Raw genomic sequence first — 17,996 nt, 5'->3', positions numbered from 1 at the left:
GGCGAGGACTAGTGGAGGCTCACGAATTCTTTGGTGCGAGTCAATGCCCAGATCAGTTGTTCGACGGCACTCGCACGTTCCGACGGTTTGGCCGCTTCGTAAATTGCAACGGATTGCTCAAGCTCGATCGCCTTGGGTTTACGACCAAGAACGGCCAAGAAGATATGATCTACCTTTTGATTGCTCGACATCGAACTCTTGGCAAGGCTCACTGCCAGGCGTTGATGATTAGTTGAGAGCTGTTTGCCAAATGACTCGGCGTCCGGTTTCTTGGGCTTGGGATTACTCGGTTTCTCTTTATCCAACAGCGACTGGATTTGCGCGTTGAGCATCACATCGATACCGGGGACTTGGTCCATTGCCAGTTGGGCTTTGCCATTTTGCAGCCCAGCGAGTCCATTCATTGTATCTGAGAACAAGATGGGCCGATGATAAAAACGGCTGAAGTAGGCGGTGGAACCGAGCAGCGGCGCGTCCTTGCCGTTGGCTGCCGTGATCACTTGTGAGCGATTGAATGGTTCACTCATGACGATCCAACGAATCAGTTCCGAGGTATCGAACTCGTGGAGCTCGAATTGTTGGGCGAGCGAAGTAAGCAGTTCAGGGTGAGCAACCGGATTGTGATGTCCCATGTCATCTACCGGTGAGCTAAAACCAAAGGCCAAAAGTTGTGACCAAACATGGTTCACCGCAGCGGCCGAAAACATTGGCGAAGAAACCATCGCGTTGGCAAATTCTTCTCGTCGATTCCCGTCGGCGAGCTTTCCGTCGGAAGCGAGGACCTTTTCATCCCAGAAGCGAGGGAACACGTCTTGCCATTTTCCATCCGTTTGCCGCTGAAAACGAACCGCGCCGGCTTCGGCACCCGGATCACCGGCGAAATCGCGATCGACCAGCCGAGCAATTCCCGGTCGCAACACTTCAAAATTGAGTTGTCGGAAAAAGGCAACGAGTTCCCAGAAATCTTCTTGCTTCTGTTGGTCTCGTTCATTGTTGTGGCATTGTGCACATCCCACCCGCTGGCCGAGAAGCACTCGGCAGACTTCGGCCGCAATTTGAGAACGCTTTTGATCGTCACGAAATGCCAACAGGTAGTTCGTGGCGCCGTTGAAGTCGTCCGCTTGAACGGAATTGCTGCCTTCGGCCTTAATCAGATCCGCTGCCCACTGATCGTAGGGTTGTCCCTGTTGGAAAGTGGCTTGCAAGTGTCGACGCAATCCCGCGCGGAGCGAATTGGCATTCTTGGTGTCGCCAGGATTGCTCAGCAACTGATTGGTCCAGATGTTTGCCCAGTGCGAGGCGTATTCCTTGCGATACCATTCTTCATTAAACAATTCATGCAACAAGGCTTGTCGACGGTCGCCAGTCATCCGGTTGAAGCGTCGTAGTTCTTCATCACTGGCCGTTCGTCCCAAGACACGCTGATAGACGCGGCGACACCATGTCTCATCGGTGATTAATGCTGCGGGTTCGATCTTGGCAATTTGCTGACCCTGTTGGATTTGTGCATTAATCAAAGTGACGATGTCATCACTCACCAGTCGTACGGGATCTGCTTTGGTTTCGGAATCTACTTCTTGCGGTGGTGTGACAGCGGAAGCGATGACTGCGGGTTCGATTGGAGTTGTCGGTGCGGGCGACACCTTGGGCGATACGTCAACAAGCGCCGGTTCGATTGGAGAAATGAAATCGGTTGGCTCGGGTGGCGTCAAAGCCGGATCGGTCTTTCGAGTCGCAACGTTGGGTGGTGCGGTCGTTGAAGAGGTCGGGAAATTAAGGAATCCGACGATCGCAACCAAGCCAATGGCCGTCGTTACCATCAGAATGACCGCCAATCGTTGAGACCGACTGAGTGCTCGAACACGATTTCGGTTGTTCGCGTTGACGCTGCGCACCTTCGATTGGACCGGGGGTGCAGCCGGATTCGCCGACGGTGTGATCCTCGCTTGATCCGCATGCCGCGCGAGTATCTGTTGCTTGAGGTCCGGGGGCGTTCGGCCGCCGAGGACTTCCTCCAAGCAAGACTCGAGCAGTGGATCTTTTGATTCGTCTTCGGCGCCGTTCGCCGTCATGTCACTTTTCCTTCGATGCAGTCACGTAGTTGCTTCTTTGCACGTTGCATTAAGTTCTTAGCGCCATGTTCCGTAATCTGTAATGCCTCTGCAATTTCAACTCGAGATTTCCGCTCTCGAAATCGCATTTCCAAAGACCACCTCGCTCGATCCGAGAGCTGACTCAAGCAATCCTTCAGCGCTCCGACGAGGGCTTCTCCTTGATCTTCGGTGGCCAAGCGACTCCAGGCTTGGTCGACTTCCTCAATCTGTTCCATGAGGACGACCTTTCCAGATCGTCGTCTCGCACTGATGAATCGGTTGTAGGCCACTTTTCGTAAGTAACCGGCGGTTGCCGCAGCGTTGTATTGATTGAACGGACGCTGCAATACTGCTAGGAAGGTTTCTTGGGTCAGATCATCCGCTTCGTTGCAGTCGCAGCCCAACGCACGAAGGTAGCGCCAAATGCCAGCCTGATGATCCTCGATCAACTGAGCCGCGTCGATCGATTCAGACGACGATACATCGCGGGCCGTTGACATAGGATAAGCGTTTCTGGATGACGAAAGTACTCAAAATACGAAGCAAGGATTTTGCCGTGTTTCACCTGGCTAGCGCTTTCGTTTTCCGAGCAACGCCTACCGGGGTGCGACAACGTCTCGCGTTTTGATCAATGGTACCGAATAAGAAGCCAGTTACATGGACTCTATTTTAGTCGATCTGAAGGGTTAGATCACCTTGCGATTCGCTTGAATGTGGCACAATCCGGGGAATTTCGCCGTCGATGGGTTTGCTCAAGCTGCGGCATAGACGAAGGCGACCGAGCATTTGCTCGGTCGAAATTGGGCTTTGGCGAGCCGATTGCCGCGGGTAGTTCGAGGGATGGGGTTCACGCTCTGTGTTTTATGCGCGAGTAGCTTCCCAAGCTTCAGGAGAACAATTCGGTCACAATTTTGCCTCCATTGGCGATTTTCATCGGCCGACCGCTGCGGCTAGCAAACGTTTTTTCCATCGAAATACCGAGTGATTTGCAGACCGTTGCCATGATGTCTTGCGACGTGTAGGGCTCAGTTTCCACTCGGGTACCGTCGGCATTAGTGGCGCCAACCGCGATTCCGCCATTCATCCCCGCGCCACCGAGTACGACGCTCCAGGCTCGAGCCCAATGGTCGCGGCCCGTATTGCCATTGATCCGCGGTGTGCGGCTGAATTCGCCCATCCAAATGATGGCCGTATCCTGCAGCCGACCGCGTTGTTCCAGATCTTCGATGAGGGCGCTCATGGCTTGGTCGACTTTGGGTAATTTGTCGTTTTGCAGTGTTGGGAAGATGTTGCTGTGATTGTCCCAACCTCCCAAATCGACTTCGACGAATGGTACGCCTGCTTCAACGAGTCGTCGCGCCATCAAGCATCCGCGGCCGAAGTTATCGGTCCCATATCGTTCTTGAGTGGCTTCCGATTCCTCGCGAACTTTGAACGCCTTCATCTGTTCACTCGTCATCAGGCTGAGCGTCTTGTCGAGCACCTTGGCGTGGTCGATTCCAGCGGATCCGCGATTTTGACCAATGTATCCGGTCTCGATTAGCTTCAATGCTGCCATGCGACGCTCTAATCGATCCGCGTCCTTTCCCATTTTTAGGTTCTTGATATTGCCGTTCGAGTTGACGACGAACGGTGCCCAAGCCATTCCCAAGAAACCGGGCCCTACGCTGCTACCGCCGACCGAAACGAACGGCGGGATTTCCAGATCGTTCCGTTGAGGCATCAGTTCATGGGAAATCACGGAACCGTAACTGGGATGTTCGATGTTGGGATTTGGCACGTAACCGGTGTGCATGTAATAGCGTCCACGACCATGATCCGCCTCTTGGGTGCTCATCGATCGGACAATCGCCAAATGGTGCATGTTCTTTGCAAGCAAAGGTAGGTGCTCGCAGATTTGCACGTCCCCTGAGGTGCTAATGGGTTTGAAGGGACCTCCCGTCGGAGCGTTTGGTTTCAGATCCCACATGTCCATCGTGGAAGGTCCACCTCCCATCCACAGCAGGATGGCGGCCTTGTGGTTTTTCTTCAGTTCGTCGGCATGCAACTCCAGACTGCGCGTGAGTGACATCGCGGGAATGGTCATGGCCGATGCCCCGGCGAGATGTTTCAGAAAATGTCGTCGGGACATCCCCGAGGGTATCCAAGGATTTGAATGTCGCACGATGTTACTCCTTGCTGGCAATCAATGATTCAAAATAAACTCGTTGCTATTTAACAAGGCCCACCACAGATCCTTGAGTGCGGCGTTCCCGTCACCTGGGTAAGCCGCCAACAACTGTTGGGCCATTCTGGATTCTGTTTTGTTAGCTCGTCGAGACAGGGCTGCTAAAAACAGCTGCTGAATTTGATTCGTGTAGCGACTGCGTGAATCGGTGACAACGTCATGCAAGAAACTGCCTTTTTCAGCTTTCGTTGCCTGTTTGATCAGGTCGCCGTTGAACATCATCAAGGTTTGGGTGATTGTGCCGTCAAAGGTGGTTGTCTCATCCCCTTCGTCGGTGCCAAAAGCAATCGTGAATTGACGGAGCCAGTCATCCTTGGCTTTTTGCTGCTTTTGGTAACTGCCCTGAGCCTCCGCTGCACCACTCGCTAGCAATAATGATTCGTAGAGCTGTTCAGCTGTCATTTGCCGCACGTAAAAGTGACTGAATTGCGGTGGGTTGCCCAACTGAGGATCGTCCTCTCGATTGTTCTTCGTCGTTTTGCTGCTGAGACCATATGGCTGACTCAACACGATCCAAGTCATCAGTTGTTTGATGTCGTAGCTATTTTTGCTGAATTCATCCGCGAGATAGTTGAGCAGTTCCGGATTTACGGCTGGGTTGTGTGGGCCCATATCGTCAACCGGTTTTGTAAAGCCATAGCCCAAAAATTGCGCCCAGGTTCGATTCACCATAATTCGAGGCATGTAATCAGATCGAAGAATCAATTGCGAGAGTTGCTCGCGCCGATTCACATCCTCAAGATAGCCGCTCGGGTCGATCGATGTCCCATCGACAAAAGTCGGAAGAGCCGCCTCCAGTCTTCCGTTTCGCAATTCGTAATAGACGCGGGCGATGTCCGGTTCGATGGGTCGATCTTCACCGGCAAAATCTTCGTCTGTGAGTTCCACAAATCGGACGTCACGCGTTCCTGCTTCATAGCGGCGTAGCGTTCTGGTCTGTCGAAAAAAGGCATTCATTTGCCAGTACTGTTGTTGTTTCCACTCATTGAACGGATGGTTGTGGCATTGCGTGCATTGCACCTGCAAACCCAAGAATATTTTTGATGTTTGAGCGGTCGCCTGAGCCGCGCCCTCCTCAAGTTTCCCAGCTAGGAAGTTGACGGCTCCGTTAAAGCTGTCTGTGCCGGGCTTATTGGTACCCGTGGCCGATACCAATTCTTTCACCAGAGTGTTGTAAGGCTTGTTGTGTGCGAAACTATCTCGCAAGTACTTCAACATGCCGTCGCGATCGATCGGACTGTTGCGCTCGTCACCACCGCTTCGACCGATGAGCGTATTGTTCCACACCGTTGACCAATGGCGTGTGTATTCAACCCGATATGCATCGTCGTAAAGAAGTCGTTCAACCAATCGACGTTGCTTTCCCGGCCTACGGTCTGCCAAGTAGCTTTCTAACTCGGTGGTGGAAGGGATCCGCCCGATTAGATCGAGGAATAATCGGCGGCAAAATTCGCCGTCCGTTGCTGCTGCCGAAGGTGTTACTTCGTTATCGATCCAGCTCTGCCCGATTTGGGTGTTAATCACACCAACTTGCGGAATCCCAAAATCTCGAGCGACGCGCGATGGACCTTGAAGAGCTTTTGGTGATGTCTCGTTACCGATCAAGTCGGAAGAATTTACCGTCAGCGAAATCAGCAAAAGGATTTGCCAAATCCCGATCGCCCGACAAACTGTTCGTCTCTGTCTCGTAGCCATCGACTCGATTTTGCTCGTGAAGGAAAGGTGGTGATCTCCAGTGAAAGAACGTCCCTTTGACCATTATGTACTCAAAGGCCAAGTTTCTGCTCCCGACTTTTTAGCACAAGGCCGTTTCGAAACAGAAAAACAGGGGTTTCAATCACGAAACACTTCGGATGTTGATCGACTGCCGCCAGTCTCTCAGGCGCGTTGATCGACCGTCAAGGAAGGTTGGCTGCCCCAATTTCGACGTGTTTGTAAACCGCGCTTAGGACTCCCATTTTTTTTTTTCTGGAGCCCGTTTTTGCTCGCCAGCGACAATCGACCCGACATTTTGAGTGTTGCAAAATTGATCGAAATGAAGAGAAGTGTATTATTTTGATGCGATCAAAATAAAACAGGCGAGCCAGGTTTCCGACACCTGACTCGCCTATTTGTCGCGGAATTAGCTATTGCTAATCGCTCGATTTGCCTCATCTCCGCTGTTCCAACCTCATTCTCTGTTCCGAAACAGCAGAAATCGAGCTTCCCGCGTGTGTTCAGAGACCTCTTCAGGACCGACCCCGACAATTTGCCTCTTCTCAGTACCGGCCCCATGTCTTCGTTCTGAACGACAGCATTAAATGCAATAGGTGTGCCAAACGACCTTGGTTCTTTAAAAAAAACCACTATTTTCGTCTTGGCTGGCGCCGAAACCAGTTGCTGCCGAGCCGAAGCAGATTCATGACAATCAGAAGTATGACGGGGAGCACGAGTACGAACATCACAAAGATGACGCGTGAAGAGGTTCCCGAAACGACCGCTTGGATTAGTTGGCGGCCGATCGCTGCCGTCATCGCGGCAACGAGCAGTATGAGCATCATCGAACCGAGTCCGAAGCGTGGTTGCCAGAGAGGCTTGCGCGGATTGGGTTGAAAAGGACTTTCACCGGTTGGTTCACGATCCGGCTTGCGACTCGGTTCAGAGAGTGGACTTCGAAGCTGCCATTTGTTTTTGCTAGCTGCCATAGCCGTGAACGCTCGTAGATGGGACGAATGAAGGGTGGAGTGGTTAGGTTGCTTTGCGGGGTCCTGCGGAATTCCTCAATTATTCCGAGTTTGTCGTCGATGGAAACTTTAGATCAGGGGGGAGGTTCGCGAATGCGCGAGCACCGAAATCAACTTCATGAACGTAAAACGAGCTCAATCATGAATCGAGGAATTCTCGCATCCGCTGTACTGCTTGCTGCTTCATTATCCCTAGGTTGCCACCTAGGTCCACAGAAATCAGGTTGTTCTGATTGCGGTGGCGATTGTGCTGGAGGTGGTGCTTGTGCAGTGGTGGAACCTTACGGGGCGAGCAGGAACTACTTGCCTAATGGTGGGCAGGGTGGTCCGCTGGCCGGAAAACACAACAAGCATTTTCGAGGACCGCAGTCTCACGTCGGCAACATGCCCGGTCCAGCAACGGGACCAGCTCAACCCGGCATTACGTACCCTTACTACACGACTCGGGGGCCCCGTGATTTCCTGAATCCGAACCCTCCCAGCATTGGTCGGTAGTGGTCTGGAAGACCGATGGATCTGGATGAGTCGCCCGCCGTTGGGGGCGGTTTGGGATGTGCGAAAATCGGATGTGCGAAAGAGTTGAAAGGACGAGTATCCGAGTCCATCCCCGCGGTTCGGTCGGCTGTATGATTCCCGGCCGAGAGGATAACGAACTGGAGAAAGTCCGATTGCTCGGTTAGGCTCAGAGTGGCCGTCCCACGACCAGCGTGATGTTTTGGCCACCGAAGCCAAAGCTGTTATTCAGCGCGATGTTGCAGCTGGCTTCACGAGCCGTGTTGGGGATGTAATCGAGATCGCAGAGTGGATCAGGATTCTCGTAGTTGATCGTCGGTGGCAGCACGCTATCTCGCATGGCCAGCAGACAGACAATCAGTTCAGTGACGCCTGCAGCGGCGATCAGATGCCCCATCATGCTCTTTGTACTTGAGATGGGTACTTGATCGGCAAACTCGCCAAACACTTGACGGCAGGCTAACGATTCGACTTTGTCATTCACGGTGGTACTGGTTCCGTGAGCGTTGACATAGTCAACATCTTGGGGTGAAACACCGGCATCTTTCAGCGCCATTTTCATGCAGGCAATGGCTCCGCGTCCTTCGGGATGAATATCGGTAATACGATAAGCATCGGCGGTTGTCCCATAGCCACGAACTTCGCCGAAGATTTGGGCACCTCGTTTTTTGGCATGCTCGAATTCCTCCAGCACGACCATGGCGGCCCCTTCACCTAGGACAAACCCATTTCGTAGTCGATCGAATGGTCTGGACGCTTTTTGAGGTTCTTCGTTGCTGGTTGAGAGCGCGGTGAGCAGGTTAAAGCCGGTGACGCCAAAGGGATGAATCATGCTATGGGTTCCGCCCGATAGCATCAGGTCGGCGTCACCCCGTCTGATAATTTCGGTCGCTTCCCCGATCGCTTGACTGCTTGCGGCGCAGGCGGTGAGACAATTTGCATTGGGGCCTTGCGCGTTGAACATGCTGGCCATATAGCCCGCAGGCATATTTGGCTCTTGTTCGAGTTCGGCCATCGGATCGAGTGATTCGAGTCCAGCCTTGATAAAGAGACTGGTATCAATTCCTTCTTCCGTCAGTCCGGCTGTGACCATCTTTGCGAACGAGAGGAAATCTTGATTGCCTTCACCACTTCCGAGGTAAACTCCAAAGCGTGTTGGGTCTGGGGTGACGTCGAGGCAACCTGACGAGTCAATGGCTTGTCGTGCGGCTCCGGCCGCAAACCGTGTGTGGCGTGCTCGCTCGGTCCATTTCTTTTCATCTTCCCCAACATCGGTTAAATCCCAGTTGCGTATTTCAGCTGAGATCTTGGTGGGAAACCGACTAGCGTCGAACACGGTGGTGTAATCGACGCCCGACTGGCTTTCTTTGAGTCCCTGCCACATCGTCTCGACATCATTGCCCATCGGATTGATGCATCCGATACCGGTGATCACCACTCGCTTTCTCATGTCAAAAAAGGTCCTTGGTTTCCGGGTTCCCGATTGGGGGGCTAGGTATGCGAATCGTGCTCGACGCCTGACTCGGTCAAAAATAGGTGCCAGTTGCGGCCTTTTCAGCTTCGAGTAGATATGCGGGAATTTTCAATGGATTGCCTTCGGCATCCACGGCCACGTCATAGAGTCCGTAGATCCGCAGCATCTGTAACAAGCCGACGGGCTCGAAAAACTTACGATCAATGACGGTGCGACTGACTTGTGCGAAGGTCAACTCGGCTTCGACTTGCAATTCGCCATTGATGTGACTTGTCGCTTCGATCAATCCTCCGTCTTCTTGCAAGCTGAGCAGATTGACGGAGTAGTCCATCAGTTCGCCGGCTTTTGCATAGCGGTGAATCTTGGACCGACTGACCTTCGCCAGCACGACGTTTTCTTTGTATTCCTGTATTTCACTGATCAGAATCCCGCCCATTTGAGCAAAGCCTTCGAGCACGAAGGTGGGTGTCATGACCGGGTAGCCAGGGAAATAGCCTTGCAGATGTTCTTCCGTTAAGGAAACGGCTTTCACTGCCGTGGCAGAGCGGCCACGTTCGAAGGACTTAAATTTGTCGATCCAAAACCATCGCATGGCAACTTCGACGGACTGCCGTCGGGCCTAAGGGGGGTCAGGCCCGACGAGGTTAATTCCCAGATGTGAATGACGGCTTATTTGTTGACCTTGCTACTGACGTAACGAGTCATGTCGTTGACCGTCAACAGATTTCCAAACTCTTGAACCAACGGGTTGGCTTCGAAGGAGGAAAGGTCGGCAAATGGCATTCGCTTTTTCAGCTCCGCCACGCCGTTATCGGTGACTTTTCCATCCTGGACGTATTCCGCGTTGGTCAGAATGTCTTCGGGGAACAATTCAGCCCGAGGAATCTCGATGTTGAACGCCTTTTCGAGGCGAAACACGATATCGAGAAAGTCGATTGATTCGGCACCCAAATCGCCGACCAAAGTGGCTTCGGGTGTGACCTCGTCGTCATCGACACCCAAAGCATCCACCAAAGCCGCTCTGATCTTATCAAACACCTCTTGTTCGGTTGGCATTTCGAACGGTCTCCCAACTAGTCAAATTGCTTCCAGATCCGGTCTGCCTTCGCAGGAAGTTGACTTGCGAAGCTAACCTGCCATCCCGGTACTATTTCTTGGTTTCGGAATTTCCTGCCGGATACAATATCCCGAACTTCGCCCGTAGATTCCTTGTAACGAAGTTATCGACGGAAGGGTCCGCAGATTCCGATTGAGAAAGGTTATAGCTTTCTAACACCAAGCGTCCTCGAACGGCGATTGCACCATCGACTTCACCTTGGCATTTCAGTTTATAAACACGATTTTCCTGCTTTATGATCTCTGCGGTGACAACCAGCGTTTCACCAGGCTCCACGAAATCAGAGTATTTAACGTTATTTGCCTCCGACAACGTGACCATGCTCTGGGCGAAATCTTCTGTCGAACGAACGAGCCACGCTCCAGCCTGGTACATCACTTCCAGCATCATCACACCCGGCATCACAGGGAAAAAGGGGAAATGATCCCCTAAGTATTCCTCCGCCAGAGTGAGGCTCTTGGTCGCCTTGATCATGCGACCAGGTTCCAATTCAATGATTCGGTCAACCAGAGTGAGCCGCATGATACTTCGCAGTCGAATTAGGAAGGTCGGGATATCCGTATCACCAACTTCAATTCAAACGCGTGAGTATAACGATCGCCCGAATTTAACTCAACCGAGGCAAATGCCCTATTCTTACGGAAGATATGCTGATTCTCGGGACTTTACTGGCGGTTCTTTCGTCGTGCGCGAGTGAGAAGATCGTTTTCCCGGCATGTGCCGGTGGCGTTGCTTTGGTAAATTGAAGCTATGAGAAAGGGAATTGCGGTATCACCGGGAGTCGCCGTTGGGACGGCCTATTGTATTCACGAAATATTTGTGAATCCCGACACAAAACGGTTGGAAGACCAGGAGGTCACGGCCGAGCTAGCAAGGTATGAAGCGGCACGAGACAAGGTGAGTCAGCAATTGCGGGCTCTCCAGCAAAAGGTGGCTTCCCAAGTGGGGCACGAAGCGGCCGCCATCTTCAGTGTTCATGAAGCCATTTTGCGAGACTCCGCTTTCACCAAGAAGGTTCGCGGCTGGATCGTCGATGATCGGATGAATGCCCAGGCGGCTCTCCAACAGTTGCTCGAAGAATACACCAAGCTGTTTTCTCGAACGCGCGATACCTATTTGAGGGAGCGGTTAGGTGATGTGCGGGACGTGGTGATCCGGCTGAGTGAGGTTCTGACGGATGTCTTGAAACCTGACACTATCAGTATCGAGGGTCCGCTGATCATTGTGGCGGACGAGCTGTTGCCATCTCAGGCGGTTGCTCTGGGCGATGTGGAAGTCCAAGGGATTGTGACGCAACAGGGTAGTCAGACCAGTCACGCGGCGATTATCGCGCGTAGCCGAGGTATTCCGGCGGTGGCAGCTGTCAAAGGCATTCTGCGTCAGGTCAAAACGGGAGACAAAATCGTTGTCGATGGCCGAGCTGGCCATGTGGAAGTCAATCCGGATCCCGAAGTGCTTTCGGCCTATATCAAGCTCGAGCGCGAGTTTTTCGAGCTGCAAGACCATTTGGCCGAAAATCGCGATTTGCCAGCCGTCACATCGGACGGGACTCAGTTGCAATTGCTCGCCAATATTAACAGCGTGGTTGATGCGGAAGCGGCGGTGGCGATGGGTGCCGATGGGGTCGGGCTCTATCGGACTGAGTTTCTCTATTTGACTCACACTGATGTTCCCGGGGAAGAAGAGCAGCTTTGTGACTATCGAGAGATTGTCGCAAAGAGTCCGAATCGTCGGGTGACGATTCGGACGCTCGATATTGGCGGTGATAAGACGGTTCCTTATCTGGGCCATGCGCATCAAGAAGCGAATCCGTTTTTGGGCTGGCGCAGCATCCGTTTGTCGTTTGAGCATCCGGAGTTCTTCACGAAGCAAATCCGAGCCGTGTTGCGAGCCGCCGCCGATTCCAGCGGTGCGGGCTGCGAAGTTCGTTTGATGTTTCCAATGATCACTACGCTCGAAGAGATGCGACGAGTGCACAGTTTGGTCCGCCGCACGAAACGGCAACTGCAGCGAGAGGGTCAGCCGATTGGTCGAGTACCGATCGGTATGATGTTGGAAGTGCCCGCCGCCGCCGTCTCGCTGGAGCTAATTTTGGATGTGGTCGACTTTGTCTCGATCGGATCAAACGACCTGATCCAGTACTTGATGGCCGCTGACCGTGACAACCCGAAGGTCAATCACCTTTGTCAGCCACTCAGTCCGCCCGTATTACGAGTTTTGCAGAGTGTTATTCGCACTTGCAATGCGGCCGGTAAACCGGTCACCTTATGCGGCGAAATGGCCGGACAGCCCAGGGCGTTTGTCTTGCTGCTGGGAATGGGCCTGCGGGACTTTAGTATGAGTCCGGCTTTTGTTCCTCGCATCAAACAGTTGGCCAGCGTGATCTCGGTCGCAGCAGCGGAGGAAACCTTGCAACGGGCGTTGGAATTAAAGACGACCGCAGAAGTTAAACGCTTCATGACGCGGAATCTTCAGAAAATCGCACCCGATTTCGGTTTGCTGGACAGCGTCTAGGGTCCCTGGTTGTATGCTTCAGAAAACTCTTCCCGCTTTCTGGCGTCGGTTGGCCAGGATCCGGGACGCGGAACTCATCCAATTCCTTTTGTTGGCAGATTTATGCAGATCGTTATAACCGCTGTCGGCCCGGATAATGTTGGCCTTGCTGACCCCATCATTCACTATGTGACAGGTGAGGGGGCAAATCTTGCTGAAATCCAGATGTATGACCACGACGATGAAGCGCTGTTCGCCATGCTGCTGCGACTCGAACTGGATCAGGCTAAATTGGAAGACTTGCGCGGTGCGATGCGTCAAATTGCTGACCAGACGAATTTATCGGTTCGTGTCTGGTCGCCAGATAATCCCGTGCGACGCCCGCGTTTGGCCATTTGCACCACCTATCGTCCCGAACCGGCGCTGGCCCTACTGCGCGGAATTCGAGATGGGCAGATTCGGGCTGACGCGACGGTAATGGTCGGCAATCGCCCCAATTGTCGTGGATTGGCCGAGCAATTTGGTTGCGATTGGGAGATGATTGGTGATGAACGGGGTCGACCCGATCTCGATCGCATGGTGACCACGTTTGATAAATACGATGTGGACTACATTATTCTGGCTCGCTACATGCGTGTTTTGCCGCCCAACATCTGTTGGAAATATGCGGGAGGACGAATCATAAATCTGCATCATGGTCTGTTGCCAGGGTTTCCCGGGATTCGACCCTACCATGATGCTTATGAATGTCGCATGCTCTCCTTCGGTGCGACCTGCCATTTCATCGTTCCCGAATTGGATGCCGGCAATCAGATCATTTGCCAAACCACCTTTGCGGTGTCTCCCGGCGCAACGCTCGACGAAGTACGACATATTGGGGAAGCCGATAACGAGCCTCAATGTCTGGTTGAGGGTGTCCGACGCGTCGTTGATCGGGAAGTGCAGTTGCATTTTCACAAAGTTGTCGCAAGGCGCTAGACTTTGGCACGCAAATAGCCTTGTGAAAGAAAAAGAAAGAGGCGTTGGCACCCGACTAAGGTGCAACGCCTTTTTCTGAAGCGAAGGTTTAAATCTCGGTTCACGCCAAGTTCGGTGACCTCAGTGCTGGTCAACCATGCGGACTTGGTGTCAGCCGAGTAAACCGAATTTCTTCATTTTGTTGTAGAGCGTGACGCGGCTGATACCGAGTTCCGCTGCAGTTTCTTTGCGGTGCTGGCCATTGCGATTTAACGAGTACTCGATGATCTTCTGCTCAAGCATGTCTACTCGAGCTGCCAACGTTCTCGCATGACCATTGTTTTGTTCCAAGACACCTTGAACTAACTCTTCGAGTTCGCTCTTACCGGTGCTAGGTTCATGGCCATTGACCTGGAGGACGGGTGTTTCAGCTGGCTGTTGCGACATCACAACGGCCCGGGAGGGTAGGGGCAAATGGCGAGTGACTTCGTCAATCGTTTCGCAAGTCACGAATTGGCGTTCGCCTAATCGCATTCGCAGTTCTTCGACGTCGGTTTCATTACAATTGATTACTAGGAACTTTTGCTTCATGTTGTCACCAAATGTGAGTTGGTTTGTACGCTGCTCGATCAAAGTTGCTCCCTCTCTTTGCAGGCGTCACGGAAGGGTTAAGAGCATGGGAAGCCGATCCTGGCGATATCCCGACAAACTTCGCTTCATCTGGCCGAATGGCCGGGGACGAACAATTGCGAATGCGACTGTCACGTCCTTAAACATCGAGACTAATTGGACAATCCATGTGAACAAGCGCGAATATCTTTGTCCGGGCGTTAAGTTTGCGAAAGATAAGCGTTTTTGCGGATTTGTCGGGCGGCGCCCCTGCTAATGGGGGTAACTGCTTGTTGCGCGTTCCGGTTGAGCCGAATGTGCGGCCAACTGCCTACCCATCAGTAGCGGAACGAGTAACGAAACACGCACCAGAGTGCCCAAAATCCGTCTCGCCAGCCGATTTTTTTCCCTTCCGCGTAACCACGCGGAGAATAAGAAATGGGTAGCTCGTAAAACCGTACCCCTTTGATTCTTGCAAGTTTGGCGGTTATTTCCAGTTCTATGCCAAACCCATTTTCGCGCAGCGACGGTAATACCTGTTCCACCAGTTCCCGACGCATCAATTTGTAGCAAGTTTCCACGTCGGACAGTTTTAAATTTGTGAACATGTTTGACAGCCAAGTCACCACTCGATTGCCCGTTTGGTGCCAGTATCTGGCAACCGGACGATCGTTGGAGCTAAATCGACTGCCGTAGACCACATCCGCACGATCTTCGAGAATTGGGAGGAGTAGAAACAAAAAGTCGATCGGGCTGTATTCGAGATCTGCGTCTTGGATGACAGCTACCGTGCCACGGATCTTTGCAAGCCCTGTTCGAATTGCCGCACCTTTACCTTGGTTTGTCTCGTGCCGAAGGATGGTGAGTTTCGTTTGATCGGGAATCTCTGCCAGGATTTTCTCCGTTTCATCCGTACTCGCATCGTCAACCACGATTAATTCGCAAGGCACTCCAACCTCCCGAACTTGTTGAATCAACGTGGCTACCGTGGCGGCTTCGTTGAAAACGGGAATGACGACCGAAAGAAGGAAATCTTCGGGCCAATCGTAGATTCCTAATCGTCGACAAACGACAGGGCTCAGCAAGCGTCGCAACGATGACAGTACGACCTCACTATCGGCCGAGTTGGGACTAGCCGACTCGCGAGCTAACTGGTTGATTGCCGTATCAAGCACCTTGGAACAGTCGTCGTTCGGTCGTGTTGGTTCCATGGAAAACGTGCTCGCTGGCGTTTTGTGCAGAAACGTCGGATCGGCTTGCTCAGTGTGCAATAGCCAATTCTAAGATTCTACGCCTCGTTTTGGCCGTGAGAAAAATGCTGAAAGAGTTTCTTGTTTGATGGTTCAAGCCTAGTTGACTGATTGAACCGATGAGATAGGACATCTCCTATCGGTAAGGTGTTTGAAAATGCGGAATCATTTGACCGTCTGTTGCCATCCGTGGATGAACCGACTCCTATAATTTACGCTGGGATAGTTTGCTTTGATACATGGCTTTGCCACCTGGTGAATTAAAAAGTTTTGATGAGGTTGGTTGACAATCGATTGAAGGTCGGCACAATGTCCAGACATGCGAAACAAGTCCTCGTGGGGTTTAAGTCCCGCATGGCAATAGTGGGCCTTCCATAAACAGTTCTGTTGGTATTTTTACCGCACAGTGCATGCGGGACGAGCGGCTTCTGACGCGTGTTGCCGCGAACTTCAAGGTTCACTCGTCCTGCTTGGGCTCGCTCCAAGTAAGATTTGACGATACATGACGCGGGGGGTGGCGACCGACGGACGCGACGACCACCATGGGGTAATGGCTTCGGTCCTATCTCTGGCCACTCGGAAGTGACCTCCCGCGTTTTTTTTCTCTAGTTTTCTGCCGATGCGGTGTCCAGTTTAAGATGTCCATTTGCTTGCTGGCTCTGGGATCCAACCTTGGTGATCGATCGCAAAACTTGGATAGAGCGATCGAGCAACTCAGTGCGGCGGCATCGATCCGGATACTTCGGCAGAGTCGTCGTCTCGAAACAACCCCAGTTGGTGGTCCCGGCGGTCAGTCTGGCTTTCTGAATGCAGCCGTGCTAGTGGAAACGGATGAATCGCCTGGCGGCTTATTGGTGATTACTCAGGAAATTGAACGGCTCGCGGGTCGAGTTCCCTCTCAGCGTTGGGACGCACGGCCACTGGACATCGACTTGCTGATATTTGAGGGTGTAACGGTTCGTGATTCACAGCTCACGCTGCCACACCCTTGGTTGCCCGTGCGCCGATTTGTGCTCGAACCGTGCCAAGAAATTGCTGCGGAAATGCGTCATCCCGAACTCGGCTGGACGGTCGGGCGGATGTGGCAGCATCTGGGGTCGGAAGCACAGCGATTCGTCGTTACTTCCAGTCGATTTGACGATCGCTTACCCCAAATCTGTTCGTCTTTGGCGTGCGAGTTTATCCAAGATCCAATTGGACCAGACTGTCACTTGACTATTCCAGCTGACGATCAAGCGATAGAATTGGCCCAGCGGAGACAGAGCTTGGTTCTGGAATCGTCTTGGTGCAAAGAAAATGCAAATGTGATTTGTGGTTTTTGGTTGGGTGAAACGGAGATCGTCGTGAATCGGCAATCCGCTATGGCACAACGGTTGGCGTGGTTGCGAGAGTGGCAACTACGTTTATCGCAACTGCCGCCACCGAAACTGTTGATCTATTGTCGCCCGTCGCCGGAGGCGGATACTTCTTCCGATTGGCCAGACTGGCAGCAAGCAATTTGTCGAGACAATCGGTTTCCTTGGTTAGAGATCGCATCGTCTGATGCGGACCGATTTAAGGATGAGATTGCCGCAGCGTTTCTCGGCATGCAATGAGAGTAATAGCAAAAAAAGTGAAGCCCGCAACATTGACTTCCGCGCGACCGCAGGTGATCGATTCTTGTCGAGAGGCCACGCAACTCGTGAATCAAGCACGTGTCGCAGGCAAAGTTGTCGGACTGGTTCCGACCATGGGTGCCCTGCACGAGGGTCACTTAAGTTTGGTGCGGGCGGCCACCGAAGTATGCGACTACGTTGTAGTCAGCATTTTTGTGAATCCGACGCAATTCGGACCCTCGGAAGATTTGTCGCAATATCCGCGCACCTTGTCGGATGATCTTGAAGCATTGTCGAACTACAACGTTGACCTGGTTTTTCATCCCCAGGAAAATGAAATCTACCCAGCGGATTTCACGACCTTCGTGACGGCTCCGAAAGTTGGCGACGATCTCGAAGGGAAATCCCGCCCAGGACATTTTCGTGGAGTTGCCACGATTGTCTTGCAGCTGTTTCAGATCTTACCCACTGATCTGGCTTTCTTTGGTTGCAAGGATTATCAGCAGTGTCTGGTGATTCGGGATATGGTGCGTGACCTGCACGTGTCAACGGAGGTTCGGTCATGTCCGATTATTCGCGAAGCTGACGGTTTGGCGATGAGTTCGCGTAATCGATACTTGAGTGCAAGCGAACGAAAAACGGCGCTGCTGATCTCAAAGGGACTGGAACGCGCTGCTGAATGTTTTGCAGCCGGCGAACGTGACCCAAGGGTTCTTGAAAACGAGGTGCGGCAAACGTTGGCCGAGGGCCCGATTGACCGAGTCGATTATGTCGCTGTGCGGTGTGCGAAAACGCTTCGGCCTCTCACGGAGGTCGCAACCTCCGCCGTTGTCCTCGTTGCAGCCTATGTTGGCTCGACACGCTTAATCGACAATCGTCAGCTCAGGCGCGAGTCTGAGTCGGGTTTGACTTAGTTGCTGAGCATAAGCCGAAGGGATCCCAGGC

The 17,996-nt window shown here is 52.7% G+C and carries 16 protein-coding genes; 5 read left to right on the top strand and 11 right to left on the bottom strand.

Annotated features, from left to right (window positions below; translation table 11 throughout):
- Window positions 1-8: 8 nt before the first annotated feature.
- The 5 genes from P8N76_03525 to P8N76_03505 all read right to left on the bottom strand — a co-directional run bounded on the left by P8N76_03525 (window position 9) and on the right by P8N76_03505 (window position 7,004).
- Window positions 9-2,072, bottom strand: coding sequence for a DUF1549 domain-containing protein (locus tag P8N76_03525; GenBank protein ID MDG2380720.1), 2,064 nt, complete (start codon window positions 2,070-2,072; stop codon window positions 9-11).
- The gene (locus P8N76_03520; GenBank protein MDG2380719.1) at window positions 2,069-2,593 is read right to left on the bottom strand and encodes a sigma-70 family RNA polymerase sigma factor; all 525 of its coding nucleotides are present in this window, start codon (window positions 2,591-2,593) and stop codon (window positions 2,069-2,071) included. The genes P8N76_03525 and P8N76_03520 overlap by 4 nt, the downstream gene beginning before the upstream one ends.
- Window positions 2,594-2,979: 386 nt before the next feature.
- On the bottom strand, window positions 2,980-4,224 hold the full coding sequence (locus P8N76_03515) for a DUF1501 domain-containing protein (protein ID MDG2380718.1): 1,245 nt from the start codon (window positions 4,222-4,224) through the stop codon (window positions 2,980-2,982).
- 54 nt (window positions 4,225-4,278) lie between these two features.
- Window positions 4,279-6,015, bottom strand: a complete 1,737-nt coding sequence (locus P8N76_03510; protein ID MDG2380717.1) for a DUF1549 domain-containing protein — start codon at window positions 6,013-6,015, stop codon at window positions 4,279-4,281.
- A gap of 650 nt (window positions 6,016-6,665) precedes the next feature.
- Window positions 6,666-7,004: a hypothetical protein gene (locus P8N76_03505; protein ID MDG2380716.1), complete on the bottom strand. Its 339-nt coding sequence runs from the start codon at window positions 7,002-7,004 to the stop codon at window positions 6,666-6,668.
- 180 nt (window positions 7,005-7,184) lie between these two features.
- On the opposite strand from P8N76_03505, the gene P8N76_03500 reads away from it, so the two are divergent.
- Entirely contained in the window at window positions 7,185-7,538 is a 354-nt protein-coding gene (locus P8N76_03500; GenBank protein MDG2380715.1) for a hypothetical protein, read from the top strand.
- Window positions 7,539-7,725: 187 nt separating this feature from the next.
- Here the strand turns inward: P8N76_03500 and P8N76_03495 are convergent, their stop codons facing one another.
- The 4 genes from P8N76_03495 to P8N76_03480 all read right to left on the bottom strand — a co-directional run bounded on the left by P8N76_03495 (window position 7,726) and on the right by P8N76_03480 (window position 10,669).
- Window positions 7,726-9,006: a beta-ketoacyl-[acyl-carrier-protein] synthase family protein gene (locus P8N76_03495; GenBank protein ID MDG2380714.1), complete on the bottom strand. Its 1,281-nt coding sequence runs from the start codon at window positions 9,004-9,006 to the stop codon at window positions 7,726-7,728.
- 76 nt (window positions 9,007-9,082) lie between these two features.
- Window positions 9,083-9,622, bottom strand: a complete 540-nt coding sequence (locus tag P8N76_03490) for a beta-hydroxyacyl-ACP dehydratase (protein MDG2380713.1) — start codon at window positions 9,620-9,622, stop codon at window positions 9,083-9,085.
- A gap of 77 nt (window positions 9,623-9,699) precedes the next feature.
- A complete protein-coding gene (locus tag P8N76_03485; protein ID MDG2380712.1) occupies window positions 9,700-10,086 on the bottom strand; it encodes an acyl carrier protein in 387 nt (128 codons plus the stop codon).
- A gap of 91 nt (window positions 10,087-10,177) precedes the next feature.
- Window positions 10,178-10,669, bottom strand: coding sequence for a beta-hydroxyacyl-ACP dehydratase (locus P8N76_03480; GenBank protein ID MDG2380711.1), 492 nt, complete (start codon window positions 10,667-10,669; stop codon window positions 10,178-10,180).
- A 228-nt stretch (window positions 10,670-10,897) separates the two neighbouring features.
- On the opposite strand from P8N76_03480, the gene ptsP reads away from it, so the two are divergent.
- The gene (ptsP, locus tag P8N76_03475) at window positions 10,898-12,661 is read left to right on the top strand and encodes a phosphoenolpyruvate--protein phosphotransferase (protein ID MDG2380710.1); all 1,764 of its coding nucleotides are present in this window, start codon (window positions 10,898-10,900) and stop codon (window positions 12,659-12,661) included.
- 102 nt (window positions 12,662-12,763) lie between these two features.
- On the top strand, window positions 12,764-13,618 hold the full coding sequence (locus P8N76_03470; GenBank protein MDG2380709.1) for a formyltransferase family protein: 855 nt from the start codon (window positions 12,764-12,766) through the stop codon (window positions 13,616-13,618).
- Between the two features lie 150 nt (window positions 13,619-13,768).
- On the opposite strand, the gene P8N76_03465 is transcribed toward P8N76_03470, so the two are convergent.
- On the bottom strand, window positions 13,769-14,188 hold the full coding sequence (locus P8N76_03465; GenBank protein MDG2380708.1) for a helix-turn-helix domain-containing protein: 420 nt from the start codon (window positions 14,186-14,188) through the stop codon (window positions 13,769-13,771).
- 356 nt (window positions 14,189-14,544) lie between these two features.
- Window positions 14,545-15,417 (bottom strand): glycosyltransferase family 2 protein, encoded by an 873-nt coding sequence (locus P8N76_03460; GenBank protein ID MDG2380707.1) that lies wholly within the window; start codon window positions 15,415-15,417, stop codon window positions 14,545-14,547.
- A 677-nt stretch (window positions 15,418-16,094) separates the two neighbouring features.
- Here P8N76_03460 and folK point away from each other — a divergent pair.
- Together folK and panC are read left to right on the top strand one after the other, a co-directional pair.
- Window positions 16,095-17,051: a 2-amino-4-hydroxy-6-hydroxymethyldihydropteridine diphosphokinase gene (folK, locus tag P8N76_03455; protein MDG2380706.1), complete on the top strand. Its 957-nt coding sequence runs from the start codon at window positions 16,095-16,097 to the stop codon at window positions 17,049-17,051.
- A 17-nt stretch (window positions 17,052-17,068) separates the two neighbouring features.
- Entirely contained in the window at window positions 17,069-17,965 is an 897-nt protein-coding gene (gene panC, locus P8N76_03450; protein MDG2380705.1) for a pantoate--beta-alanine ligase, read from the top strand.
- Window positions 17,966-17,996: the final 31 nt, after the last annotated feature.

The sequence above is a fragment of the Pirellulaceae bacterium genome (genome assembly GCA_029243025.1).
Classification (GTDB): domain Bacteria; phylum Planctomycetota; class Planctomycetia; order Pirellulales; family Pirellulaceae.
Note: the sequence above shows the minus strand (reverse complement) of the source record. Positions and strands in the feature narration are given on the sequence as shown.

Coding starts and splice junctions, on each gene's coding strand:
- P8N76_03525 (MDG2380720.1), bottom strand. CDS start 2,072: ATGACGGCGAACGGCGCCGAAGACGAATCAAAAGATCCACTGCTCGAG.
- P8N76_03520 (MDG2380719.1), bottom strand. CDS start 2,593: ATGTCAACGGCCCGCGATGTATCGTCGTCTGAATCGATCGACGCGGCT.
- P8N76_03515 (MDG2380718.1), bottom strand. CDS start 4,224: ATGTCCCGACGACATTTTCTGAAACATCTCGCCGGGGCATCGGCCATG.
- P8N76_03510 (MDG2380717.1), bottom strand. CDS start 6,015: ATGGCTACGAGACAGAGACGAACAGTTTGTCGGGCGATCGGGATTTGG.
- P8N76_03505 (MDG2380716.1), bottom strand. CDS start 7,004: ATGGCAGCTAGCAAAAACAAATGGCAGCTTCGAAGTCCACTCTCTGAA.
- P8N76_03500 (MDG2380715.1), top strand. CDS start 7,185: ATGAATCGAGGAATTCTCGCATCCGCTGTACTGCTTGCTGCTTCATTA.
- P8N76_03495 (MDG2380714.1), bottom strand. CDS start 9,006: ATGAGAAAGCGAGTGGTGATCACCGGTATCGGATGCATCAATCCGATG.
- P8N76_03490 (MDG2380713.1), bottom strand. CDS start 9,622: ATGCGATGGTTTTGGATCGACAAATTTAAGTCCTTCGAACGTGGCCGC.
- P8N76_03485 (MDG2380712.1), bottom strand. CDS start 10,086: ATGCCAACCGAACAAGAGGTGTTTGATAAGATCAGAGCGGCTTTGGTG.
- P8N76_03480 (MDG2380711.1), bottom strand. CDS start 10,669: ATGCGGCTCACTCTGGTTGACCGAATCATTGAATTGGAACCTGGTCGC.
- ptsP (MDG2380710.1), top strand. CDS start 10,898: ATGAGAAAGGGAATTGCGGTATCACCGGGAGTCGCCGTTGGGACGGCC.
- P8N76_03470 (MDG2380709.1), top strand. CDS start 12,764: ATGCAGATCGTTATAACCGCTGTCGGCCCGGATAATGTTGGCCTTGCT.
- P8N76_03465 (MDG2380708.1), bottom strand. CDS start 14,188: ATGAAGCAAAAGTTCCTAGTAATCAATTGTAATGAAACCGACGTCGAA.
- P8N76_03460 (MDG2380707.1), bottom strand. CDS start 15,417: ATGGAACCAACACGACCGAACGACGACTGTTCCAAGGTGCTTGATACG.
- folK (MDG2380706.1), top strand. CDS start 16,095: ATGTCCATTTGCTTGCTGGCTCTGGGATCCAACCTTGGTGATCGATCG.